This is a genomic window from Imperialibacter sp. (assembly GCF_048007035.1).
Classification (GTDB): domain Bacteria; phylum Bacteroidota; class Bacteroidia; order Cytophagales; family Cyclobacteriaceae; genus Imperialibacter.
Genome location: NZ_CP180355.1, coordinates 4,838,126 through 4,863,799 on the forward strand (window position 1 = coordinate 4,838,126; position 25,674 = coordinate 4,863,799).

Consider the following 25,674-nt stretch of genomic DNA (forward strand, 5'->3'; position numbering starts at 1 on the left):
TTGTTAGCTTCAATTATTTCGCACCAGGAACATTCATTTTTACTCCATAAACAGCATCCATGGCTGTGATGAAAAGTGTTTTTCGGTCTTTGCCACCAAAGCACACATTGGCGGTCCAACCTTCATCGATGGGAATTTTTCCGATTTCAGCACCGGTCTCATCAAATATTGTGACGCCTTTTCCCGTCAGGTAAATATTGCCCCAGCTGTCGATGGTCATGCCGTCGGAGCCCATAGCGGTGAATAACGTGCGGTTGGTGAGGGCCCCGTCTTTTTGAATGTCGTAGCGGTAGGTTTTTCGGTCACCAATGTCGGCTACGTAGAGGCTCTTGCCATCGGGGTTGCCAACGATGCCGTTAGGTTGCTTGAGTGTTTCATCCACTCGCTTCAATGTCTTCTTGTCGGGACTAAGGTAATACACGTGCTGGCCGTCCTGTTGCATGGCCGGATCTCTCGTCCAGTAGTCTCTTTTGTACAAGGGGTCAGTGAAATAAATGCCGCCTTTTGCATCGATCCACAGATCGTTCGGGCCATTCAGGAGCTTGTTGTCATAGTTCTCAATAAGCACCTTGTGCTGTCCGTCCATGCTGAACGACCACATCTGATTGTCCATGTCGGCGCAGGCTACCAGGTTGCCTTTCTTGTCAAAATACAGGCCGTTGGAGCGGCCGGAAGCAGCAGCGAAGGTGCTTATTTCGCCCGAAGCTGCGTCCCAGCGGAGAATGGTGTTGTTGGGCTGGTCAGTGAAGTAAACGTTGCCGTTTTTGTCTGGTGTTGGCCCCTCGGTAAATTTATAGCCATCGCCAAGTAGCTCGACAGTTGCACCGGGTGCCAGCAGTGAGCGGAGGTCTGTTATCTGGGCTTGCACGACCCCTAGGAACAGGAATGAGCAGGCTAAAAATAGCGGTGAAGTTTTTTGCATAAGGAGTGTTTAAGTAGCAGTCATGAATTTCAACTTTTAAACTCAAAGAGAAAAGTGTTAGCTCAAAAGATACATGGAAGGTTGTATAATGCTTCTTATCAGCCATCTTTTCAAGGCAAAAAATGAACTACTGACTACAAGATATAATTTCAATCATCCCTGCAAATTTAAAAATTTATTTTAAATTTGCAGGGATGATTGAGCGGCTTATAGAAAAGGATTACCTTACTTCTTTGGAAGAGTTTCCAGTTACGGCCCTTATCGGTCCCAGGCAGGTGGGGAAAACTTCACTCGTCAAAAGTGCCTTCGTTGAAGCTGAAATGATTTATCTGGATCTTGAGAAGGATTCGGATATCAACAAGCTCCAGGATCCGGAGCTATTCTTTTCTGCTCATATCAATAAGACGATCATCCTCGACGAAATTCAGCACAAGCCGGAGCTTTTTCCATTGATCAGGGCATTGGTAGACGAAAACCGAAGACCAGGCAGGTTTCTGGTGTTGGGGTCGGCTTCTCCGGCACTCTTGAAGCAAAGTTCTGAGAGTTTGGCAGGAAGGATCAATTACCTGGAAATGTCGCCGCTGAGCCTCATGGAGGTGAAACATAAGGTTTCGCTTGACAACCTGTGGATGTATGGAGCCTTTCCAGAGCCTGCTCTGTCGGGCAAAAGGGGTTTCGTTGAGCGGTGGTACCGAAGCTTTATCAACACCTATATTCAGCGGGATCTGCCCCTTTATGGCTTGCCTGCTGCGCCTCATGTTACCAGGCAATTGCTTCAGATGATTGCCTCCGTGCATGGTGGAATTTTGAACTATAGCGATCTGGCCAGGTCGATAGGGCTTACTGTGCCCACTGTCAAAACGTATATGATGTTTTTGGAAAATGCGTTTTTGATTACACTGTTGCAACCATGGTATGCGAATGTGGGCAAAAGGATCGTAAAATCTCCCAAAGTATATATGCGTGACACTGGCGTTTTACATTACCTGTCCAATATTTCAACTTATGATAATCTGATAGGGCATATAGTGGCAGGGCGCTCCTGGGAGGGTTTTGTCATACATCAGGTGTTGATGATGCTTCGTGCCGATGATGAAGTGTACTTCTACAGGACGCAGGATGGAGCAGAAGTTGACCTGCTGGTTCGCAGAAATGGCCGCTGGCTGTTGGCCGCTGAAATCAAGCTGACGAATTCTCCTGTGTTGACCAGGGGCAGCTACCTGGCAAAAGAGGACTTGCAAGTAGAAATACTTCACGTGATTACACCTGGTGCCGACAATTACAGGATTGCTGAAGGCGTGGAAGTAACCAGTTTAAACGCAATACTGACATTTTTGGCAAACAAGTAAGCATCTTTTGAAGAAGGCCCAAAGATGCAATAGGGTCATTCAGAGACAAAAGTAGCCTCACACATTAATTCTCATTGCATTTCCCGACTGCTTGTGCTATCCTGAGCTAACAACACACTATCATGGTACTACGAATATTTACCTGCCTCATAGCTGTTTTCTTGGTTGGAGGCGGCATCAGTCCACTTTTGGCCCAAAAAAAGAGCAAACAAAAGAAGGAGAACAACTCGCCAGAGAAAATAATCCTTGCGGATAAAGAACAAACCCTCTACCGGATTGTCGTTCCGTCGGCAGCCACGGCCGATGAACAAAAAGCTGCCAACGTATTGCAGGACTACCTGCTTCAAATTTCGGGGGCTGTGCTGCCGATTATCGAAGCTGACAGGAGCCGTAGCCGCTACGAGATAGTGCTCGGGCAAAATGAAAGGCTGGGCGAGTTGGGGCTCCCCATCAACCTCAATGACCTGAAAGAAGACGGCTTCCTGATCAAGACTGATAGTCTGCGGTTGATTATCGCAGGGGGTAATGAAAAAGGGACGCTTTATGGTGTTTACAGCTTTCTGGAGAAGTACCTGGGATGCAGGATGTATTCACCGAAGGTGAAAGTGGTACCCAAACAGGCGACAATTGTGTTGGATAAAATTGACAACCTTCAGGTGCCGGTGATTGGCTTCAGGGATACCCACTACCGGGTCACTTGGGACAAGGAATACACCGACTGGCACAAGCTTGACCACAATGCTAAGGGCGGCAGGCCTGACTGGGGCATGTGGGTGCACACCTTCAATGAGCTGGTGCCGCCAGATGTATACTACGATGAACATCCTGAGTACTTCGCCATGATTAATGGCAAGAGGTTGCCTACGCAGCTATGCCTGACCAACCACGACGTGCTGGGCATCACCATCCAGAACCTTCGTCGGAAAATTGCAGAAAACCCCGATGCCAAATACTGGTCCGTTAGTCAAAACGATAACCGGAATTTCTGCACCTGCGATAATTGCAGGGCCATTGATGACCGGGAGGGCTCGCCTTCGGGTTCCATCATCCAGTTTGTGAACCAGGTGGCGGATCAATTTCCCGACAAAATGATTTCTACCCTGGCCTACGAGTATGGCAGGGCAGCCCCCAAAACTTTGATTCCGAGAGACAATGTCAATATTATGCTTTGCAGCATTGAGGCTTACAGAGACAAACCCATTGAAGCAGACACCGCTAGTGCCGATTTTGTGAAAGATGTGCAGGACTGGGGCAAGATCGCCAAAGACATCATTGTTTGGGACTATGTGATCCAGTTCAATCACCTGATCAGCCCTTTCCCAAATCTTCACACCCTCAAGCCGAATATTCAATTTTTTGCCAAAAACGGAGTAAATGCGCTCTTCGAGCAGGGCAATAGGGAAGTTGGAGGTGAATTTGCAGCCTTGAGGGCCTACCTGCTATCGAAGCTGATGTGGAACCCCGAAGAAGATGTAGCACTGCTGATGAATGATTTTCTTAACGGCTACTATGGAGCAGCTGCGAAGCCTATACAGCAATACATCGATGAAATGACGCAAGCACAGGCTGCTTCCAGCCAGCCGCTGAGGATTTTTGGTTCGCCCAACGAAGCGTCAACAAGTTACCTGTCGCCAGTGCTGATGGATAGGTATGCGGAACTGTTTGATCAGGCCGAGAAGTTAGTAGCTGACTCAGCCCAGCTACTGGAGCGGGTGAGGATAGCCAGGCTTCCTCTGGAATATGCCTGGATGGAACAAGCAAAGAAAAAGTATGCAGGAGAAGGAGGGGTGTTTCAAAAAGCTGGAGATCGCTGGGAGGCCAGCACTAAGTTCCGGTCAAAAGTTGACGACTTCACTGACCTGTGTATTCGGGAAGGAGTGACCCAGGTAAAAGAATGGAGTACCTCGCCCGACGAATACAGAACAGCCAACTATCGCCTGTTGGCTCAGGGCATGAATGAGCATTTGGCCTACGGCAAAAAGGCGACATTTATTAGCCCGCCCAATGACCACATTGCCAGGGAGCATGCCACCATGCTTACAGACGGCATTCGGGGTAGCCAGGACTACACCTACAACTGGTTTAGCTTTTCAGGACAAGATCTGGAAGTGGTGATCGACCTGGAGACAGTTCAACCCGTGCGCCGGATTGAGTCGGCTTATTTTCAATATGGCTTCTGGCTGCGGCTTTTTCCTAAAAAGGTGGACTACTTTATCTCCGCCGATGGCGAAAACTATTCTCTGGTAGGAAGTGTGAACAACACCTTGCCCATCGATCAATACGGAGGACAGCAGCGTGACTTCATTGCAGAGTTTGCGCCACAAAATGCCCGGTATGTCAAAGTGAAGGCCCACACAATAGGCAACACACCAGGGTGGCACCCGGGAGCAGGCAGGCCAGCCAATATGTTGATTGATGAGATCGTGGTGGAATAGCGCCGAAATTTGGCATGCCCGGAAGTGTTGGTGACTGTTCCGTCGTCATACGGCAATTGCCACTGGTGCATGCCTTGAAAGCTATTTATTCCAGTAAATTTTCAGGTTGTTGCTGGCCCTTCCGGCGGCCACAATGTCCAGTTTGCCGTCGCCGTTCAAATCCATTACCTGCAAATCTTCGCAGGCCATCCCGTTGTCGTCGATCCACTGCGACTCCCATTTCCCTCCATTTCCTTGCTGATAGAGCTTGATACCTACCTTTCCCTCGGCATTGGGCACTCGCCATCCGGCAACGATTTGCTCATTACCGGTGCCAAGAAAATCGGCTACTGCCAGGGCGTGGCCTTCTTTCAATTGGTCGTCAAGCACTGCCCTTGTCCTTTCGTTTCCAAGGTAGGCCACCACAGCATTTCCATGCATTGGCTCAATTGTGGCGAGGAGGCTATTACCGACCCGTATTTCTCCGGCTCCGTACTCCATTCCCGCTATCTTTTTGGCTGCCCCGGATGAGCTCTTACCTGCGAAATTCTGAATGACCCTCACACCCTCCTTGCCACCAAAATACAGGCTGCCACTCTTTGGCCCTGAAGCTGCCACATCCAGGTTGTGGGTCATGTGCATGTTGTTATCTAAAACCACGCTATTCCAGTCACCTTCAACGTTCTTTGGGTATTCGTAGGCGATGATTTTCACCCCGTCTCCTTCGCCTCCTTTGTTGTTTCTGCCGTGCAAAGGCACCACTATGAGGTGAAATTTACCGTTTGATGCCTTTGCCCAGCGCATCCGGTGAATGGTAGGCTCGTGTGGAAGCTCGACGGCCTTCCAAAGCTGAGTTCGATCTTCGGGTGCTATCAGGTAGTGAACGGAGCCCGATTGTTCTGCATTGCTGGTTTCGCCTGGGTTCCATTGGGCGCCAACGGCTACTTCTACTTTGCCATCTCCGGTGATGTCCATTGCCGCAATGCACACATTGTCCCGCTCGGTCAGGTTGTCGACCATAACAAACTTCTTCCAGTCGCCATTTCGGTACCAGACGAACTGCTTTTTGTCGGCCAGGAGAATGTCGGGCTTGCCATCGCCATCAACGTCGCCCAGTGCGATGCCGTAGCCAATCGCTACCTGGTCGTCAATTAACTGTGCCTCGAATGGGAGCTTGGGAGGTGTGGTAAACACCAGAATGATGAGACTGAGGAAGTAAATCATGGCGTATGTTCTTTACATGGAAAAAGCAACAACCCGGCTGCTGAGCTCCGGGTTGTGGGCTATTTGCAAATGAAAATACGAGTTTCTTATCGAAATACGGAGCAAACCGGCAACTACCTGTACACCAGTCTGATCCTTCCGTCGGAGGTGCTCAGGTTCACGTCTACACCGCCACCGTTGGTCTTGCCATCGATGACCTCTTTTGTGGATCGCCCTGAGAAGTTGACCAGCGGCACGTCGACGGATTCTCCTTTCACATAGAGGTTCATGCCCAGATTGTCGGGCACAGAAATCTCTATGTTTCCGTCAGAGGTTTTAGCCCTTAACGAGCCCCTTAATTCAATGATATTGCCTTTGATGCTGCCATCCGATGCTATGGCCTCCATTCCCCCGGTCAGGTCTTCGAAATAGATGTCGCCGTCCGAAGTTTTGGCGGTGTGTGTTTTCCCTTTGGCTTTGTAAATTTCTATGTCGCCGTCGCTTGTGTGAGCCCTGGCGGTTCCATTGATATTTGTCAGCCTTATGTCGCCGTCACTTGTCGTAGACTCCACGTCCCCAATAACATTGTTGAAGTCGATGTTGCCATCGCTGGTCCGGCTGTATACACTTCCTTTGATTTTCTCACCCCTGATATTGCCATCCGACGTCACGCCGGATACGTCTCCGGTGATTTCTGCAAGGACGATGTTGCCATCACTGGTCTTTAGCTTCTGGCTGGCGGTCATGCCTTTAATCGTCACATTACCATCCGACGACCTCAGGTCGCTGGCGGTTTCTTTGGGAGCATACACTTTAAAGTCCACATTGATGCGGTCTCTCCAGTCAATATTCCACGAATTATTGGGGTATTTCACCGTAATGTCAACACTGCTGCCTGTTTTAATGATGGTGAGTGTCAACTCTTCTTCCAGCTGAGTTCTTGAGATATCAAGCATCCGGCCGTTTTGTTTGACCACAAAAAACACCTCTATCTCACTGCCATTACCGGGCAGCACATCGATGTTGCCGTCGGAAGACGATATGCTGAGTTGTGCAGGTGTTGAAACTTTGTAGGTTTCTTTGAATGAGTAGTCAAAGTCCTGGGAAATAGCGGAAGAGACCGTTACCAGTGCGCAGAAAAGTAGTAGAGCAATTGATTTCATTTTATTTGAGTTTTGTTAGAAAAGCATGGTAATGAACCACACTGGTTAAGACGTTTGTCGTTGCCAGTGTGGTTACACTATTTAAAGATGCTTTTCGGGCTCAAAGGTTGCGTTATCTTCTTTTTTTATTTCTTACTCGTAGCGCAGGCAGTCGGCGGGGTTCACCCGGGCAGCTCTTAATGTTTGCATGCCTACTGTGATCCACGCTATTAGCAGCGCAACTGTTCCTGCTCCTGCAAAATACCAAACCGTCAGATTGATAGAATAAGCGAAGTCCTGTAGCCAGGTGCTGGTAAGATAATAGCTGATGGGCAAGGCAATAAGGATGGCGGCACCCACCATTTTTGTGAAGTCTGATGTAAGCAGCCATACAATGCTCCAAACTGAAGAGCCGAGGATTTTACGAACACCAATCTCTTTAAGGCGACGCTCTGCGGTGAAGGATGCCAGACCAAACAAGCCAAGGCAGGAGATAAGGATCGCAAACCCTGCAAAATACTTCGACAGGCTGCTGACCCTCTGCTCAGCCACGTACTGTGCCTGGTAGTCCTGATCAAGGAAGCTGTATTCGAACGAATAGCCTGGGTTGAATTCGCCATAAAGGTCTTCCAGCCTTGCGAGCGTCTCCTTTTCTTGGCCAGCCTCAATTTTCACCATCACTTTCATCGTTTGCGATGGATCGAACCTGATGATGAGCGGGTTTACTTTTTGGTGTAGCGACTGAAAGTGAAAGTCTTTGGCGATACCGGCGATTTTCATGTCCTTGCCCCAAAACTTGACAGGCTTCCCTACAGCATCATCAAGCCCCATGGCTCTGATGGCTGCTTCATTGAAAATAAGGTTTTCCTCATTGGCACCGAAGTCTTTCGAGAAAGAGCGGCCTTCCAGGATGTCAATGCCCAATGTTTCAATAAGGCCGTAGTTAACCGTTACTACCTCAAACCGCACATTTTCCTCGGGGTTTTTACCTTCCCACTCCACACCCTGCGTCGAGTTTTGGGAGCCTACTACAATGGCTTGAATGCTCGATGCGTTCACTACACCCGGGAGGTTTTTAGCTTCCGAAAGAAAGGCATCCTGATTCTCCATTACTCGCCCCTCCTTGTCGAAGTGGATCACATTGTCCTTGCTATAGCCAAGGTTTTTAGACTGCACATAATTCACCTGCTGATACACGACCACCACCGAAACGATCAAAATAACCGACATGGCAAACTGAAAGACAACAAGCCCCTTTCTTGCCCAGAGTTGTCCTACCGAAGTGCTTATTCTACCGCCTTTTAGCACAAAAGCCGCATTGAATTTCGAAAGGTAAAGTGCGGGGTAGCTGCCTGATAAAAGTCCGGTAGCAATTGTGATACCAAGCACCATGACAATAAGGTTGGCGTCAAGGCCGAGCGAAAGCTGCTTTCCAGTGATGGTATTGAACTGTGGAAGGAAAAGTAAGACGAGTAAAATGGCGACAAAAAGAGAGAAAAAGGCAAGCAGGGTAGATTCGCTCAGGTACTGAAAAACAAGGGACTTCCGATCGGCTCCAATGGCTTTTTTAACACCTACTTCTTTCACCCGTCTGGAAGCCTTGGCAGTGGACAGGTTCATGAAGTTGATGCAGGCTATCAGGAGGATGAAAACGGCGATAACCGAAAAAAGCCTGACATATTCTATTCTCCCACCGGCTTGCACGCCGTTTTCGTAGGAGCCATGCAAGTACCTGTCGGAGTACCTTGTGGCAAACAGTGATACGTTGGAGTTCTCAAGTTTTGATTTGATGTATCCCTCAATTTTTTGGTTAAATGCATCAATGTCAGTGCCTTGTCTGAGAACCAGATAGGTGTCTGGGCCGTGATTTCCCCAGTGCACATTTCTTCCTATTGCATCGCTCATGTCCTGCCACATCTTCCACGAAAGCACCATGTCGAAGCTTTCAGTTGAGTTGGCCGGGAGGTTTTCAAAAACAGCCGAAACAGCTACCGGGTATTTGAAATTGAGGAGCTGAACCTCCATGGTTTTACCGATCACATTTTCAGTGGTTTTAAAGACTTTTTTAGCCAGGTCTTCGGAAATGGCGATCGATCCAATGTCGGAAATAGCTGTTGAGGCGTCGCCTTCAATCAATGGGAAGGAGAACATTTTGAAGTAGTCTGTCTCAGCGTACTGACCGGTGGCTTTGAAATAGTTGTCGCCTTCCACAAGCGTGAAGTTGCCAAACCACTCGGAGGGAGTAACGCCAGCGCCCATTTCGATCTCAGGAAACTCTTTGATCATATTTTCGGCCAGGAAGTCAGGTGTGCTAGTTTGCGTAATGATTCCATTGGCCAGCTCAGTGTTTTCCATTACCTGATAGAGCCTGTCGTCGTTAGCATGAAATTTGTTGACGTGAAGCTCGTCGTTTACCCACATGTAAATGAGCAGAGCGCAGGCCAGACCGGTTGACAGACCAACGAGATTAATAAAGAAGGAGCTTTTGTACTTTTTAAAGTTCCTGAAGGAAAGTAGTAAGTTGTGCTTGAACATGGTTGTAATATTTGAGTTTGTTGACTGTGTCTTTCTTATTGCAAATGGCCTCAGGTAGTTAAGTGTCTGATACCAGTAATTGCGCCGGGCTTTTGATAGTGACTTCCTTTCGGCCGTCAGATAGAATTTCTCCTCCAGGTCGCCCAGCACTTCCTCGGCGAGGCCGTCCTTGAGAAGCTTTACAAGCAACTTCCCAGGAAGACGTGGAGGAGTGTTCGTTTTGTTCATGCTATTTGGACGCTTTTACTATGTATGGTGTAACATTCATCTACTCGCTTTTCAGGCTTTTGCCAGGGTTCACCATCGCCGCCCGGATGGTTTGGTAGCTGACAGTCGCCAGCGTGATAATGAGTGTGCCTGCCAGAGTGACTACGAACACCCACCAGTTGAGCGTGGTATGATACTCATAGTTATCAAGCCAGCCGGTCAGCAGGTAATAGGCCATTGGAATAGACACGAGAGATGATATGACCACAAGAGCCGCAAAGTCCCTGGAAAGCAGTTTCCAAAGGTCGAACAATGAAGCACCCAACACTTTTCTCACACCAATTTCCTTGGTGCGTTGCTCTGCCACGAATGAGGCCAGCCCAAAAATGCCCAAACAGCTGATGAAAATGGCCAAAGATGCGAAGGCGGTGGCCAGCTTGCCAATTCGCTGTTCGTTGCCAAATTTCCTTGCATATGCTTCGTCAACAAACTGATATTCGAATGGTTGAGATGGGTTGAATGTAGTGAAGACTGCTTCAATAGTTGCCATGGCATTGCTGCCACTTACGGTGGGATTGAGCTTGGCGATCACATAGTTGCCGGGATCATTGTTAACATAGTAGACAGTAGGCGCCACGGGCTCATAAGGAGAGCTGGCAATGACGTCTTTGACAACACCCACCACCTTTAGCGGGTCGCCAAACCATTTCACAGTTTCTCCCACCGGACTTGGCAGACCCATAAATGCAACAGCCGCCTCATTTAAAATCACCGCTGAGCTGTCCGATCCAAAGTCTTTTGAGAAGTCCCGGCCCTGTGTTACCTCCCAGCCAATGGTTTGGCCAAAGTCGAAGGAAACACCTACCGTAGGGAAATCGACCGAAAGAGCGGGATCTTTACCCGGCCAGTCGAAGCCGCTGGTAGTTGACCAGGTGCTCGTCATCGGGCTTTCCGATTCAGCCATTTCTACGATGGCACCCTTGTTTGTCAGCTCTGTTTTGACTGCATCAAAATGCTTATGAATATCGCTGGTCAGGAGGGGTATGGCCACGAGACCGTTTGAGTCATAACCCAGGGGTCTGTTTCTGGCAAATTCGATCTGCTTAAATACGACCAGCGTGCCCACGATCAAAATGAAGGAGATAGAGAATTGAACGACTACCAACACTTTGCGTGGAATAGTCGCCATACGGCCTGCTTTGTAGGTGCCTTTGAGCGCCCTCACTGATTGTATGGATGAGAGGTAGAGCGCAGGATAGCTGCCTGCAATAAGGCCTGTGAATAAGGTGAAGCCAACGCCAATCATCCAAAAAACGGGGTTGTTCCAGAGGATTGCTATCTGCTTGTCGGCCACTTCGTTGAAAAATGGCAACGACAATTGAACGATGATGACAGAAAGAAGAAAAGACAGACAGGTGACCAAAACTGACTCGGTGAAGAACTGTGCTATCAGGTGGCTTCGGTGGGAGCCAATCGCTTTGCGAATGCCAATTTCTCTTGCCCTTTTTTCGGACCTGGCGGTGCTCAGGTTCATGAAGTTGATGCAGGCCATCAGCAGAACGAAGCCCCCAATGATGCCAAACAGCCATACGTACTTGATCCTGCCGCCCACGTTCACTCCGTTTTCAAAGTCAGAGTACAAGTGCCAGTTGCTCATGGGGTCAAGAAAGAGTGCCGGTTGCTTTTTGGCCAATTCGGGATTTACCTTTTTGAGCTTTGCATCTTTTATCTTGGCCGAAATGGCACTAAGGTTTGCATTTTCGGGTAACTCCACGAACACCTGAAAGGCGTTGGGCCGCCACGGATCATTCATTGTTCTGATCCACTCGGTGGCATCGTAGTACAGCTGCCATGGCGCAAAAAAGGAAACGGTTTTGAAGGTAGAGTTGCCCGGCAGGTCTTCGTACACGCCTGTGACGAACACATTCATCCGGTTGTCGAGCTGAAGCTGCTGTCCAACCGGGTCGTTATCGCCAAAATAAGCCTTTGCCAGTGATTGAGAAAGCAGGATGGAAGCGGGATCCTGCAAGCTGTTCCGGCTGCCGGCAATCATTTTTAGTGTCAGCACCTCGGGCAGGTTCGGCTCTACAAACAACCCGGTCTTGGTGAGCTTTTTGTCACCTGCTGCGATGATCATTTCCCATTGGCCGGAAGCGAGAATCACCTCTTTAAAATCACTTCCGTAGCTACTTCTGAGCTCCTCAGCTAGTGGATAGGGAGCCGTTCTCCAGGTCTGAATTTCTCCGTTGTTGGATACGTTTTGTATTACCTGGGCCACATGGTCATAGTTTTCGTGGTACTTGTTGTACGACAACTCGTCCCAGATCCACAGGCCAATGAGGATGGCGACTGCCATGCCCCCCGAAAGCCCGGCCGTATTGATAAACGAATGCAGTTTGTTTTTCCGCAGGTGGCGTCCAGCAGTTTTGATGTAATTAATGTACATGTCGATGTTATTTGAGTTTATTGACCGTTTCGATTTCCTAAGAGCAAATGGCCTCAGGTAATTCACCACCTGGTACCAGTAATTAATCCTCGCTCTCCAAACAGACCTCTTTTGCACCGTTAGATAGAACTTCTCCTCCAGGTCGCCGAGGACTTCTTCGGCGAGGTCGTCTCTGACCACTCGGAGGAGAAGCTTTTCAGCCAGGCGGGGTGGAGTCGATTTTATTGACCGTGGCATTATTCTGACCGTAATTTTTCAACAGGATTTGTTAGAGCTGCTTTCAATGTTTCAATGCTAATGGTCGCCAGAGCAATGACAATTGCTGACAGACCTGCAATGGCAAACAGCCCCCATGATAGCTCCACCCGGTTGTTGATGTCGCCAAGGAAAGCATCCATTAAAAGCCACCCGATTGGAATGGCAAGAAAAACGGCTACCAATACCAGCTTCATAAAGTCGAGGGCCAGCAAGGCAGCAATACCGGACACGCTTGCTCCCAGGATCTTGCGAATGCCCACTTCTTTGCCTCGCCGCTCTACCATGTAGGCTGAAAGCGCAAACAGGCCGAGACATGCGATAACAATTGACAGTACTGCAAAAGTCATGAAGAGTGTCCGGGCCCTGGTGAGGGCACCATACATCTGTTCAAAGCGCTGATTCAAAAATGCGTACTTGAAAGACTGATTGGGCACGAAGCCTTCCCATACAGCACCCAGGGCAGTCAATGTGTTTTTGATATCGGCTGACTTCACACTTACAGACAGTACTTCGTTTCCTGTGCCGTAAACCATGGCAAGTGGCTCTACCGTCCCTAGTACAGATTCGAAATAGAAGTCTTTCACGACTCCGATCACTTTGTATTTTTCGTCGAACATATCGATGACCTCGGCTCCCACAGGCTCCTGAAGTGCCAGTTGCTTTGCCATTGATTCATTGATGATAATATTGAACCGGTCGGAGGTTATTCCGGAAAAGTTTTGCCCCTCCATGAGCGTCATCCCAAAAGCGTCAAGATAATCTTCATCGACCGTCCACCTGGCCGCTTCGAATCCGTTATTCAGCAGCCTTTCTTCAGCCAGCCAGTAATTTCTATTGTGCGTTGCGCCCCCCTCCACTGGGAGGAAGTCGCTTACTGTCGCAAAGTTCACTTCAGGAACGCTCAGTAATTCATTCTTAAGCGCTACTTTCTTTGCTGAATCCAAAGTATTGAGCCCCAAAATATTGATGACCTGTTCTTTGTCGTAGCCCAGCGATTTGTTCATGATCAATCGAAACTGCTCCTGGCATACGATCGCACTAATGATAAGGATCACAGTTACCGCAAATTGAAACACGACCATGCCGCTTCGCATAAAAGAAGTATTTTTTCCTGCGCCTTTAACACCTCTCAAAACTTCTGATGGGTTGAATTTTGACAGGTAAATAGCTGGGTAAAGCCCTGACAGGATGCCAATGGTCAATGCAAGAGCCAGAAGGGAGGGAGCAAACCACCACTCGAACCAGGGCATGTCAAGGGATTTTCCCGCCAGAGAGTTAAAAAATGGAAGGGCGATTGTCGCCATGATCAGTGCCAAAAGAATGGCTATTGTGCAAAAGACGACAGACTCGGACAGATATTGAACGATCAGGTCGGACCTAACAGAGCCCACAACTTTCCTTAGTCCTACTTCTTTGGCCCTCTGGATAGACCTGGCAGTAGACAAGTTGACAAAATTCACACAAGCCAATAGGAGAATAATGCCGGCAATGGCACCAAAAATCCACACCAAATCGAGAGAGCCGTGCTGACTGTTATCGTTTACTTCGGCGCTGTTCAGATACACATCGGCAATGGGCTGCAGATAGTAGCTGTGGTGCTCTTGCATTTCATTCAGTCCTGCTTTTCCAGCTGTGCGGAGTTGATCCATTACGTAGGTGTCTCTCACTTGTAAAAGCTTTTGTTCAGTAGCGCCAGGATCAGCTCCAGGTTTCAATTTGGTGTAGAAGACATAATTGGTACAGCACCAGCCGCTCGTTCCAGGGCCAGATTTTCTGCCAAAGAGCGTAAGAATAAAGTCTCCCTGAAGATGCGAATTGAGAGGAAAATCTTCCATGACTCCGCCAACAGTGTAAGTATCTTCCGGATTGTCATTGAGTACCATTTGTCGGCCAACAGGGTTTTCACCCGAAAAATATTTGTCAGCAATGGTCTGGGAAATCACCATTCTGTTTGGCTCGGCAAGTGCATTCTCTCTCGTGCCATGAACCATTTTGATTTCCAGAAAGCTGAGAAGCTCCGGATCGGCATAAAAGAAGCCATCCTCATCAATATTGAAATTCGATTCGGTTTTCCTGACGAGGTTCGAACCGGCGTTTCCCCAACTCCACAGCACTGTTCTTGCTACGAGATCTACTTCCGGAACATTTTCTTCAATGACGGTTTTTAGCGGACCTTGCAAATTGGTCCATCTCCCAACTTCGCCACCTTCCTTCCATTGGTTGGTCATGCGATAAATGCCGCCCTGATCCTGATAAAATGTATCGTAGCTCAACTCATGCCTTACAAACAAGGCGATAAGTAGGCAAGCAGCAATGCCCATAGCAAAACCGCCGATTTTGATTGATGAAAATGCCTTCTGGCGTGAAACAGATCGCCAGGAAATTTTGATATAATGTTGTAGCATGGCCTGTGTATTTGAGTTTTTGAGTCTTGACTTTCGTATAGCAAATGGCCGCAGGTAATTCATCGCCTGGTACCAGTAATTCAGCTTCGCCCTCCTGGCCGACTTTTTTTCCACTGTAGCATAGAACTTCTCCTCCAGGTCGCCCAGTACTTCCTCGGCGAGGTCGTCACGGAGCACTCGTTGGAGCAGCCGTTCTGCTAAAGGGGGCGGTATGTGGCGCCGCTTTTTCAACCAAAGTTTAGTTTGCCAGTGGCAAAGGCCGGAAATTGACTCCACAACGAAACCCGAAAGTCTCTTGAAGTCTCCAGTGCTCGTTGGCCACTGGCGGTGATGGTATAGATGCGCTTCCTGCGCCCGCCCCGCTCGGCTGTGGCCTGGCCCATTTCCGATTCGAGAAAGCCCTTTTCCTCCAGCCGGTTAAGAGTGGAGTGCACAGCTCCGATGGAGACTTCTCGTTTCGTCTGACTTTCGAACTCTTCTGCTACTTTGAAAGAGTAGGCTTCTTCTCCCAGAATGCCCACAAGCAGTAAAAGAACTTCTTCAAATTCGCCCAATTTTGTTTCCTTCATGGTATATGATACTAGATTGTAGAGCTAATATACGAAGAGAGTCATTATTTGTTCTACTTTTTAGTAGGAAATAGTTTTTTAAACATGAAAGGCAAAAACGAAAATACCTTTATCGAGATAAATCGGTGTCGAACGGATATTTGGGGGAGCTGATCGAATATCTTGATGATACGGCATATATTTGACTACCTTATGGTGGCAACCTTTAAGTGAGCATGGAAAAGTTAGTTTGGTCAGTGATTTTTATTCTTTGTGTCTTGTTTTCTATAGAAACGGAGGCACAAATAGCCAGCATCGATAGCCTGGAAGTTGAGTTGAAGTCGGTAAAATCGGATACAGCCCGACTGAGAGTTTACATCGACCTGATTGAGCTTTACGATAAACTTGCACCCTCCGAGAAGGCCATGCAAAGAGTGCTTGAAGGCCTCGATCTTGCCAAGAGAACTGGCAACGAATTTGCTCAGGCAAAACTCCTGCAATTCCGTGGACAAATTTATAATGAGCTTTACCGGTCAGACTATGATGGTGCGTTGTCATTTTTAGCCCAATCTATTCAGCTGCATAGAAAACTCTTAAAAGCCAATCCAGACAATTTTGCTCAGCAACGGGAAATTGTAAGTGTACTTAACAGCACTGGTTATATTTATTGGCAGTGGGGCAAGCTCGTTACAAGCCTTTTTTACTACGACTCCACCATTCAATTAGGAAATAAATTAAGGTTGGTCGACTCAACTGACTTCCGGACCAACAGGCTTCTCGGTATTGCACTGAATAGCAAGGGGGCAGTGTTGTGGGGGTTGGGTAATTATAGTGAAGCCATTGAAAGCTATATAGATGCGACTGCCTATTTCGAACAGTTGGGCATGACCAAGTTTCTAAGCCTGGCGATGTCCAACATAGGGCTCATCTACGAGTCGTGGGGACAAAAAGAGGACGCTCTTTTTTATTTTAAAAGGGCGGTGACCCTCGCCAGGGAAGCAGAGGATCAGTCGGCTACCGGGTATGCACTCAACAATATGGGCAGCTTCATGCGTTCGGCGGCACAGTACGATTCTGCACTATATTATTTTCAATTGTCGCTGGAAAAATATGCTGAGGATAACATAGGTGGGATTTGGCTGAACTTAAATGGCTTTGGAAAGACATACGCCAAAATGCAAGCTTACGACAAAAGCCTCGACTACTTTTTCAAAGCTTTGCAATTGGCCGAGGAAACAAACTCCGACTACAGGCGAGCACTTGCCAAGCAAAGTATATCGTCGACCATGGCAGATAAGGGAGACTACAAGAATGCACTTCAGTTTGCCAACGAGAGCAATGCCGTCGCCGAAAAGTATGGATACAAGGAAATAGTTAAGGACAACTACCTCAATATATCCAGGGTGTATTCACTCCAAAATAACTATCAAAAGGCATATGAAACCTACCAGCGATATTCCGAGGTCAAAGATTCATTGTTTTCTGATGAAAAGTTTCGGCAGATCACACTCATGAAGGAACAGTTTGAAGCGGAAAAGAAAGAAAACGAAAACGAGTTGCTCAGGAGAGATAGCCTGCTTCGGGATCAGGATTTGCAGCGAGCCCGCCTTGAGCAATATGGGCTGATCATATTGCTAATCGCAATGTTGACTTTCGGAGGGTATTTTGTGGTGACCAACAAGAAAATCAAGGGTATCAATAAAGTGCTCACCGGAAAAAATCTGGAGATAACCCGGCAAAAGGAGGAGCTGGCGTTGCAGGCAGAGGCGCTCAGGAAGTCGAATGAGATAAAGAACCTTATGTTTTCCATCGTTTCTCACGATTTACGAGGGCCTATTGTGAACCTGGGTGGGTTAGTCGGACTAATTAGCAATGAGTCAATTTCGAAAGAGGAGTTCCAAAAATTGCTCCCAACTGTCTTGACTAATATTGGCAGCCTCACCGCTCTGACTGACAACCTGCTCTACTGGGCAAGGAGCCAGATGGAAGGGATAAAGGCAGTGCCTCAAAGGTTTGACATCAAGGAACATTTGGGGCCGAAAATGCAGCTGTACGAAAGAGCAGCGCTTGAGAAGGGAATTATATGCATTGATAACCTGGAGCCCGCCACTATGGTATTTGCTGACCCATACATGGTTGAGTTGGTGGTTCGTAACCTGGTAAGCAATGCTATTAAATTTTGCAACGCTGGCGACACCATCACCACTTCCTCAAACGAAGCAAATGGCTTTGTGGAAATAACAGTACAGGATACGGGGCAGGGCATACCACCTGAATACATGGAGCGCATTTTTAACGACATTCAGTTCACAACACTCGGCACCAAAAACGAGAAAGGAGTTGGCCTTGGACTGATGATGTGCAAGCATTTTGTGGAGGTGATTGGTGGCAGGATTTGGGTGGAAAGCATCTTCAAAAAAGGAAGCAGCTTCCATTTTACAATTCCCGTTTCCTGAAATAATGCCTTCCGGGAGGAAAGTCAAAACGATAAAATCCCAGCATTGAGTTAGGTCAAATCAGCTGATCAACCATGGAGGTATTGAAAGGGACGTTATGTGCCATCCACCGGCTGTGCTATTTTTTTGCTGATCCAAAGCATATTGTCTCACCACTTTAAAAGCATTTTCCAATTCTATTCCTTAATTTTGCACCCTCTTTTGAATTAGTAATTGCGCTTTTTCAGAATTATTATCGCAAGACAACACTTAAAGACAGAATAAAAAATGGGAAGCACGCTGTTTGATAAAATTTGGGATGCCCATGTAGTAAAGGAGATCAAGGACGGCCCGAGCGTTTTGTATATTGACAAACACCTCATTCACGAGGTTACGAGCCCTCAGGCCTTTGGAGGCATCGAAAAAAGGGGAGTGCCAGTGTTTAGGCCGGAAAGAACAGTGGCTACGCCAGATCACAATATTCCAACCATCGATCAGCACCTGACCATCAAAGACCAGCTTTCGAAGTTTCAGGTTGATAAGCTGACTGAGAACTGCGAAAGACACGGCATTACGCTTTATGGCATTAACCACCCTTTTCAGGGGATTGTACACGTGGTGGGGCCACAAATGGGTATCACACAGCCTGGCATGACCATCGTTTGTGGCGATAGTCACACCTCAACGCATGGCGCATTTGGTAGTATTGCTTTTGGTATAGGCACCAGCGAAGTCGAGATGGTGCTGGCTACTCAGTGCATCATGCAGCCCAAGCCAAAGAAAATGAGAATCACAGTCAATGGCGACCTGCACAAGTCGGTAACTGCCAAAGACCTTATTCTTTATATCATTTCCAAGATTTCTGCGTCAGGCGGAACGGGCTACTTTGTCGAGTATGCAGGTTCAGCCTTCACCAGCCTTTCTATGGAAGGCCGGATGACGGTCTGCAACATGAGCATCGAAATGGGCGCCCGTGGTGGTTTGATCGCTCCTGATGAAAAAACATTTGAATACATCAAAGGCAGAGAGTTTGCGCCAAAAGGTGCTGACTGGGACAAGGCTGTGGCCAAATGGAAACAGCTTTACTCTGACACCGATTCGAAATTTGATAAGGAGCTGACGTACGATGCTTCTGATATCGAGCCAATGATTACCTACGGCACCAACCCTGGCATGGGTGCTAAAATAAAATCGCATATTCCGAAGCTCGACGAGATGCCTGCCAGCGAGCGGTTGTCGTTCGAGAAGTCGATGAAGTACATGGGTTTCAATGCAGGTGACGAGCTTCAGGGCAAGCCGATCGACTACGTGTTCGTAGGCAGCTGTACCAACGGCCGTATCGAAGACCTAAGGGCTGTTGCAGAATTTGTGAAAGGCAAAAAGAAGGCTGATAACATCACTGCGTGGATTGTGCCGGGCTCAAAAATGGTGGAGAAAATGGCCATTGAAGAAGGCATAGTGGCGACACTGGAGGCTGCAGGCTTCAAAATGCGTCAACCTGGCTGTTCGGCATGTTTGGCAATGAATGATGATAAAATTCCATCTGGCAAATACGCCGTATCTACTTCAAACAGAAACTTCGAAGGAAGGCAGGGCCCGGGCTCAAGAACCTTGCTGGCAAGCCCGCTAACGGCAGCAGCAGTGGCAGTTACCGGTCACCTGGTCGACCCCAGAGAAGTAATGTAATTCACCCTAATCAGAACTCTATCATGGCAAAAGATAAATTCCATACCCTAGTAAGTCGTGCGGTACCTGTCGACGTTGAAAACGTTGACACAGATCAGATTATTCCTGCCAGGTTTTTGAAGGCAACCACCCGGGAAGGATTTGGTGACAACCTGTTTCGTGACTGGCGATACGACAAAGACAATCAGCCGATTCCTGAATTTCCGTTGAACAACCCTAAATACAGTGGAAAAATCCTGGTGGGTGGCAAGAACTTCGGCTCTGGTTCCAGCCGTGAGCATGCTGCGTGGGCAATTTACGATGCCGGCTTTAGGGTAGTTGTATCAAGCTTTTTTGCTGACATTTTCAAAGGCAATGCCCTGAACACTGGCCTTCTTCCTGTAACAGTTTCTGAAGGGTTCCTGCGCAAGATTTTTGATGCGATTGAAAAAGATCCAAAAGCTGAATTCGAAACCAATCTGGTGGATCAGACTTTCACCATCCTGGCTACAGGCGAGAAGGAAAGCTTCGAAATCAACACCTACAAAAAAGAGTGCATGATCAACGGTTTCGACGACATCGATTACCTGTTGAACATTAAAAAAGATATTGAAGCATTCGAGTCTTCAAGGGCTTAAGCCAATTCCATGAAGGTTGAAATAATGGATACGACCCTCAGAGATGGGGAGCAGACGTCCGGTGTCTCTTTTACCGACAGTGAAAAGCTGACGATAGCGCAGCTATTGCTGGAGGAGCTGAACATCGACCGGATTGAGGTGGCGTCGGCTCGTGTATCTGAGGGAGAACTGAAAGGGGCGACGAAAATACTGAATTGGGCAGGCCAGAACGGCTTTCTCGACCGGGTGGAAATACTCGGCTTTGTGGATAAAAATATTTCTGTCGACTGGATCAAAAACTCAGGAGGCAAAGTGCTTAACCTGCTGTGCAAAGGCTCCCGCAAGCATTGCGAAGGGCAGCTGAAAAAGACGGTAGGCCAGCACTTGACAGACATAGCCGAAACAGTTGACTACGCTCACAAGCAGGGGCTCATTATCAATGTGTACCTCGAAGATTGGTCGAATGGCATGCGCACCTCGCCCGATTATGTAGATACCATGATTGAGGGGCTGCTGAAAATGCCCGTTAAAAGAATCATGCTGCCGGACACCCTTGGCATTTTGAACCACAAGGAGTCGTACGACTTCTGCAAGGCCATGACCGCTAAATTTCCTCAGGCTCACTTCGACTTTCATGCTCACAACGACTATGACCTGAGCACAGCCAATGTGTATGCAGCGCTTGAGGCAGGCATTTACGGCGTGCACACCACCTTGAATGGACTGGGCGAACGGGCAGGCAATGTGGCGTTGTCGAGCGTAATTGGGATTGTGAAGGATCACTTGCACCTCGATATGCAGGTGGATGAAACCAAGCTCTATAAGGTTTGCAAAATCGTTGAGTCATTCTCCGGCGTCCGTATTCCTGGCAATAAGCCATTGATTGGTGAGTTTGTATTTACCCAAACCAGTGGCATCCATGCCGATGGCGACAGTAAGGATAATTTGTATCACAACAGCCTGAGCCCGGACCGGTTTGGTAGGAGTTACTCTTATGCGCTGGGCAAAATGTCGGGAAAAGCGAACATCAAGAAGAACCTTGAGGAGTTGGGCATAGAGCTGAGCAAAGAGGATACCAAGAAGATTACCGAGCGGATTATTGAGCTCGGAGATAAAAAGGAAACCATCACTAAAGAGGATCTTCCTTTCATTATCAACGACGTGCTTCGCAGTGAGAAGATTGAGCAGCATGTCATTATCAAAAACTATTCCTTGTCGGTTGCTCAGGGCTTGAAATCCATGGCAACCCTTTCTATCCAGATAGGAGGGAAGACCTACGAAAAGACTGCCGCTGGCGACGGACAGTACGACGCCTTCATGAACTCGCTGACGGCCATTTACGACGACTTCGGGCGTAAGCTGCCCAAGCTGATCGACTATGAGGTGCAGATTCCTCCGGGAGGAGAAACCGATGCGTTGGTGATCACTTCGATCACCTGGGAGAACGGCAAGAAATTCAAAACCAGGGGACTCGACCCTGACCAGACTGTTGCGGCCATTAAGGCTACCATTAAGATGTTGAACATTATTGAAAATCATAAATAAGGAGCATGCAGTATAAAATAGCCACCCTTCCGGGAGACGGAATAGGCCCGGAGATCGTAGATCAGGCCGTTAAAGTGTTGAAAGCCATCGGTGAAAAATACGGACATAGTTTTGACTTTCAGTTTGCCCTGACCGGTGCAGCTGCCATCGACAAAGTAGGCGAGCCTTACCCTGATGCCACCCACGAAATTTGTATGGCTGCTGATGCCGTGCTTTTCGGCGCTATTGGTGACCCCAAGTACGATAACGACCCGAAAGCCAAAGTAAGACCTGAGCAGGGCTTGCTGGGCATGAGAAAGAAGCTTGGCCTGTATGCCAACATTCGTCCCGTAGCTACCTTTCCCTCGCTGATCGACAAAAGCCCTCTGAAGAACGACAGGGTAGAAGGGGCTGATTTCGTAGTTGTGCGTGAGCTAACAGGTGGTATCTACTTCGGTCAGCCAAGAGGAAGGACAGAAGACCAAAAGACGGCTTTTGATACCTGCGTGTACTCAGTGGATGAAATTGAAAGGATTTTGAAGCTGGCGTTTGAGTATGCTAGGAAGAGAAACAAAAGACTGACCGTTGTTGACAAAGCCAACGTGTTGGCCAGCTCCCGTTTGTGGAGAGAGGTGTCGCAGCGGATGGAGAAAGACTACCCCGAAATCACTGTGGACTACATGTTTGTCGACAACGCTGCCATGCAGTTGATCCAGTGGCCAAAGAAATTTGACGTGATGGTGACGGAGAACATGTTTGGCGACATCCTTTCTGATGAGGCCAGCGTGATTACTGGTTCACTTGGCTTGTTGCCGTCAGCGTCTGTTGGCTTGCATACGTCTGTGTTTGAGCCTATCCACGGTTCTTACCCTCAGGCAGCTGGCAAAAACATTGCGAACCCTGTGGCAACCATCCTTTCGGCGGCCATGCTGCTGGAATCTTTTAATCTATTGGATGAAGCGAAGAAAATAAAAGACGCCGTGAACGCTTCACTTGATGCGAATTTCGTGACAGAAGATATCAGCAAGGAAGCTTCGAAGTCGACTTCTGAAGTTGGTGACTGGGTAGCTGATTGGGTGAAGAAGAATTGATATTTCCTCGCTAATTGTTGTAAGGGAAATCATCGAGGCGCAAAGGGATAAGTGTTCTCTTTGCGCCTTTTTGTTTTAGTGAAATCTTTGAAGAATGTCCTAATTCACATGTCAGAAAGGGGGGACAAAGCTCGATAGACTAAACGCTATCAAAGTTTACCCAACAACGCAATAAATTCTTCTGGGGTAAGGTCGATTTGCCTCAATATTGCTCTAGTTAAAGACCGGCTGATGTCCGTACTCTTGTGGTGTGGGAGTGTTGTATATCTTCCATCCGGGTGCCGGTAAAAAACATGGCTTCCTTTTTGTCTTTTTATCTCAAAGCCGAGCGACAAAAGCAGTAGTTCAAATGTCTTTGAATTGATAATAGGGAGCTTGCTCACACCGAAACCGATATTTGCTGGAAGCCTATAAATTCAGATAAATTGCCGAGCTCCTCCGGGCTTAACTCTTCCAAGCAAAGCTCCACTACCTCTTTCAAGTTGGTCTGCAGCTCGTCGAGTGTGCTCGCCTGTGTGTGTGCCCCTGGGAGGTTAGGTACAATACCGACGTAAAGCCCGGTTTCTTTGTCTTTCTCTATTTGCGCAGTGAACTGATAGCTTGTTTTCATAAACTGACAACTTGTAATTATAAAGATAATGATAACAATTTTAGTTTCTGAGTAGGAAACTAGCAGAATGATTATCATTTGAGCCGCTTCTCCATCGTGATGCCCTGGTAATCGTCCACAACCACTCAGAAAGGAACACGAAACCGAGTTCCGGGTACTTTGCTATTTTCTTACCACCGGTTTAAATCAAAACAGGGACGAGTCACACACCGAAAGCACCCTGCATCAGGATTTGCTCATTTCTGGAAATGCCGACCTCTGCGGCAATTGTTTTCCAGTTGCTGACCGACGACTTCACTTCATCAATAATAATGTTCATTTCTTTCTCAGATAACCTGAAATAAACACCAACAGATTTAGCCAGGGTTAAATCCAGGGCATTGCTATGCATATCAATGTTTAAAGCGAGGCCATTTTTTTCAACAGAGGGATTTAGGTCAAAAGCTGGTGACAGGCGCCACCCGTCATTGGTCAATATAAAACCATGATTTCTTAAGTGGTCATCTGTATTTGAAATTAAAATATTGAACACGAGTCGCCGCCAAAGCTGCCTAAGGTCTTCGGTCAGGTGAGCTCCTGAAAACTGAATGAACTCAACGATGTCCAAATAGGAGGGCGTTTCATCTCTGATCAGTTCCTCATTTTTCCCTAACATGGTCATAGCGGAAGCAAAATGAATACGATTTTGTTTTTGACGGTCGAAGCGTTTAGTGAAAAAAGTATGATAGTTTCCGGCCACCTTTTCCATTTTGGATGCTGCCATATCAATGCCTGCGTCAACTGCCAAACGATAAGTGAGGTATTCCCAGGCACCTTTGTCGGTGGTGTCATTTTTGGAAGGGAATTTTGCAATCCACGGATGGCCAGTCTCGTCTAAAATATTCGCTTTGGGTCGGGCGCCGCCCAACGAAGAGCCAGGAACTATCAACATGGCCAGCCATTTCCTGATTTCAGTAGTATCATGATCAGCTTCGATCATTGAAGCTCCGTATTGTAATTCTCTTACTGTTGCCCATGGGGGTGTTGGCGATGAAGGATCGTCGTCCAGAAAGTTGCCATCGGGATCTTTTTTGAACCGCAAGGCTCCCATACGACTAAGGTCATGCACACCTAATAAAATCTACCTCGTAAAGAATAGGTATTGCTTTTGCATGGTCTTGTGCGATTAATGCTGCTCTGCGTCTCATCAATGTCTTGCCCCAGGTATCTGGCATTGAATCGAGGAAAATGCCAAAGTTTTCTTTGTCTTTGGGGTATTGTGGCCCTTTGTACCACATGATGTCCAGATCAAGGAGAAGTCGTTCCTGAGAGGCAATCCAGTGTTCATCGTAGGCGAAAGTAAATGCTTTTCTCCCCTTGGCTTGCAAGGCAGATAATATACCCATGCATCTCGGTTCTTCCATACCCAACCAGTGCGCATATACCCATATATCTGTTTTGTCAGCCATTTCTCTTTTTGCTTATCAGTTCCAGGTCCTGAAGCTTTCTGCCAAACTCATCATCTGCTGCAAGTTGTAAGAAATCATCCTGTAGGCCCAATACCCGTAGCACGTTGAAATAAGCTCCCAGAGAAACACTTGGGTTACCTTTTTCAATATGATACAAGGTAGTGCGGTCGATGCCAGCACGTTCAGATACTTGCAACGTCGTAAGTTTCCGGCGTTTGCGGGCAAGTTTGATGTTTTCCCCAACTTGCTCTAATATCTTCTGGAATTTGGGAAGGAGTACCTGTTTTTTTGACTGCACTGGAAAAAAAATGTTGTTTATTATAAACAAAAATAGGATAAATGTTGATAATAAACAACAAATATTGAAATCAGAAGCAGCCTTAGTGAATCTCTTCAGGGTTTGTTATCCATAGCTACGATTTAAACCTGCGTTCGCCCTTCGATTCGTTTCTTCTCCACATCCATTCTGAAAGGAAAACAAAACTCCAAACACCCAGCACGTCGCTGACCATATCAGCCAGTTCAAAAGTTCTGTTGGCAAAGGCCAGCTGGGTAAACTCTTCGGCTATCGCAAAGCACAAGACCAGTACTCCGGCCACATTGATGTCGAATGACCGTATTTTTAGCCGTCGGAACCTAAGTGCAACATTGATCAGGCCTGCAAGAAACCCAAAGAGCATAAAGTGCCCCACTTTGTCGCCAAGGGGGACGCCTTCAATAATCTTCATTAAACCAAGCTTATGATTTGTATCTGCCATTACAATTATGAAGCAGATGAAAGCAAAAAAGAGGAGGGAGGGGATGTATCTCATTGAAAGGGATTTTCTTAAGTTATTATCTGTGACTATTCGTTGT

Annotated in this window: 20 protein-coding genes; 7 read left to right on the forward strand and 13 right to left on the reverse strand. The window is 47.6% G+C overall.

All coding sequences use genetic code 11. The annotated features are described in order from the left end of the window. Positions 1–13: 13 nt before the first annotated feature. Entirely contained in the window at positions 14–922 is a 909-nt protein-coding gene (locus tag ACMVP2_RS21010) for an SMP-30/gluconolactonase/LRE family protein (protein ID WP_416864974.1), read from the reverse strand. A 194-nt stretch (positions 923–1,116) separates the two neighbouring features. Here ACMVP2_RS21010 and ACMVP2_RS21015 point away from each other — a divergent pair, with 194 nt between their 5' ends. Further along, positions 1,117–2,271 (forward strand): ATP-binding protein, encoded by a 1,155-nt coding sequence (locus tag ACMVP2_RS21015; RefSeq protein WP_416864975.1) that lies wholly within the window; start codon positions 1,117–1,119, stop codon positions 2,269–2,271. A gap of 122 nt (positions 2,272–2,393) precedes the next feature. Continuing rightward, positions 2,394–4,706, forward strand: a complete 2,313-nt coding sequence (locus ACMVP2_RS21020) for a DUF4838 domain-containing protein (protein WP_416864976.1) — start codon at positions 2,394–2,396, stop codon at positions 4,704–4,706. 81 nt (positions 4,707–4,787) lie between these two features. Here the strand turns inward: ACMVP2_RS21020 and ACMVP2_RS21025 are convergent, their stop codons facing one another. From ACMVP2_RS21025 to ACMVP2_RS21050, 6 genes are all read right to left on the reverse strand, one after another. Further along, positions 4,788–5,909 (reverse strand): FG-GAP repeat domain-containing protein, encoded by a 1,122-nt coding sequence (locus ACMVP2_RS21025; RefSeq protein WP_416864977.1) that lies wholly within the window; start codon positions 5,907–5,909, stop codon positions 4,788–4,790. 113 nt (positions 5,910–6,022) lie between these two features. Then, positions 6,023–7,051, reverse strand: coding sequence for a DUF4097 family beta strand repeat-containing protein (locus tag ACMVP2_RS21030; protein ID WP_416864978.1), 1,029 nt, complete (start codon positions 7,049–7,051; stop codon positions 6,023–6,025). A 132-nt stretch (positions 7,052–7,183) separates the two neighbouring features. Then, positions 7,184–9,793, reverse strand: coding sequence for an ABC transporter permease (locus ACMVP2_RS21035; protein ID WP_416864979.1), 2,610 nt, complete (start codon positions 9,791–9,793; stop codon positions 7,184–7,186). 40 nt (positions 9,794–9,833) lie between these two features. Further along, entirely contained in the window at positions 9,834–12,455 is a 2,622-nt protein-coding gene (locus ACMVP2_RS21040) for an ABC transporter permease (RefSeq protein ID WP_416864980.1), read from the reverse strand. After that, positions 12,455–15,112, reverse strand: coding sequence for an ABC transporter permease (locus ACMVP2_RS21045; RefSeq protein WP_416864981.1), 2,658 nt, complete (start codon positions 15,110–15,112; stop codon positions 12,455–12,457). Before ACMVP2_RS21045 ends, ACMVP2_RS21040 begins: the two co-directional genes overlap by 1 nt. Continuing rightward, the gene (locus ACMVP2_RS21050; RefSeq protein WP_151998445.1) at positions 15,109–15,450 is read right to left on the reverse strand and encodes a PadR family transcriptional regulator; all 342 of its coding nucleotides are present in this window, start codon (positions 15,448–15,450) and stop codon (positions 15,109–15,111) included. Before ACMVP2_RS21050 ends, ACMVP2_RS21045 begins: the two co-directional genes overlap by 4 nt. Before the next feature lie 215 nt (positions 15,451–15,665). Here ACMVP2_RS21050 and ACMVP2_RS21055 point away from each other — a divergent pair, with 215 nt between their 5' ends. The 5 genes from ACMVP2_RS21055 (at position 15,666) to leuB (ending at position 22,761) form a co-directional block, all read left to right on the forward strand. Next, positions 15,666–17,885, forward strand: a complete 2,220-nt coding sequence (locus ACMVP2_RS21055) for an ATP-binding protein (RefSeq protein WP_416864982.1) — start codon at positions 15,666–15,668, stop codon at positions 17,883–17,885. Between the two features lie 267 nt (positions 17,886–18,152). Then, positions 18,153–19,550: a 3-isopropylmalate dehydratase large subunit gene (gene leuC, locus ACMVP2_RS21060; RefSeq protein WP_416864983.1), complete on the forward strand. Its 1,398-nt coding sequence runs from the start codon at positions 18,153–18,155 to the stop codon at positions 19,548–19,550. Positions 19,551–19,573: 23 nt separating this feature from the next. Continuing rightward, positions 19,574–20,167 carry a 3-isopropylmalate dehydratase small subunit gene (gene leuD, locus ACMVP2_RS21065; RefSeq protein WP_339815283.1) on the forward strand — a complete coding sequence of 198 codons (594 nt, stop codon included), beginning with the start codon at positions 19,574–19,576 and terminating at the stop codon, positions 20,165–20,167. A 9-nt stretch (positions 20,168–20,176) separates the two neighbouring features. Beyond that, complete coding sequence (locus tag ACMVP2_RS21070; protein WP_416864984.1) at positions 20,177–21,691, forward strand: alpha-isopropylmalate synthase regulatory domain-containing protein; 1,515 nt, start codon at positions 20,177–20,179, stop codon at positions 21,689–21,691. Between the two features lie 5 nt (positions 21,692–21,696). Further along, positions 21,697–22,761, forward strand: a complete 1,065-nt coding sequence (leuB, locus tag ACMVP2_RS21075; protein ID WP_416864985.1) for a 3-isopropylmalate dehydrogenase — start codon at positions 21,697–21,699, stop codon at positions 22,759–22,761. 149 nt (positions 22,762–22,910) lie between these two features. Here leuB and ACMVP2_RS21080 read toward each other — a convergent pair whose 3' ends face one another. From ACMVP2_RS21080 to ACMVP2_RS21105, 6 genes are all read right to left on the reverse strand, one after another. Next, complete coding sequence (locus ACMVP2_RS21080) at positions 22,911–23,144, reverse strand: type II toxin-antitoxin system HicA family toxin (RefSeq protein WP_416864986.1); 234 nt, start codon at positions 23,142–23,144, stop codon at positions 22,911–22,913. Then, the gene (locus tag ACMVP2_RS21085) at positions 23,141–23,371 is read right to left on the reverse strand and encodes a type II toxin-antitoxin system HicB family antitoxin (RefSeq protein ID WP_416864987.1); all 231 of its coding nucleotides are present in this window, start codon (positions 23,369–23,371) and stop codon (positions 23,141–23,143) included. The genes ACMVP2_RS21080 and ACMVP2_RS21085 overlap by 4 nt, the downstream gene beginning before the upstream one ends. Positions 23,372–23,573: 202 nt before the next feature. Next, positions 23,574–24,461, reverse strand: a complete 888-nt coding sequence (locus ACMVP2_RS21090) for a type II toxin-antitoxin system HipA family toxin (protein WP_416864988.1) — start codon at positions 24,459–24,461, stop codon at positions 23,574–23,576. A 10-nt stretch (positions 24,462–24,471) separates the two neighbouring features. Then, positions 24,472–24,819, reverse strand: a complete 348-nt coding sequence (locus tag ACMVP2_RS21095) for a HipA N-terminal domain-containing protein (RefSeq protein WP_416864989.1) — start codon at positions 24,817–24,819, stop codon at positions 24,472–24,474. Further along, entirely contained in the window at positions 24,812–25,117 is a 306-nt protein-coding gene (locus tag ACMVP2_RS21100; RefSeq protein WP_416864990.1) for a helix-turn-helix domain-containing protein, read from the reverse strand. Before ACMVP2_RS21100 ends, ACMVP2_RS21095 begins: the two co-directional genes overlap by 8 nt. Positions 25,118–25,232: 115 nt before the next feature. Next, positions 25,233–25,631, reverse strand: a complete 399-nt coding sequence (locus tag ACMVP2_RS21105) for a VanZ family protein (RefSeq protein WP_416864991.1) — start codon at positions 25,629–25,631, stop codon at positions 25,233–25,235. Between the last annotated feature and the right edge of the window lie 43 nt (positions 25,632–25,674).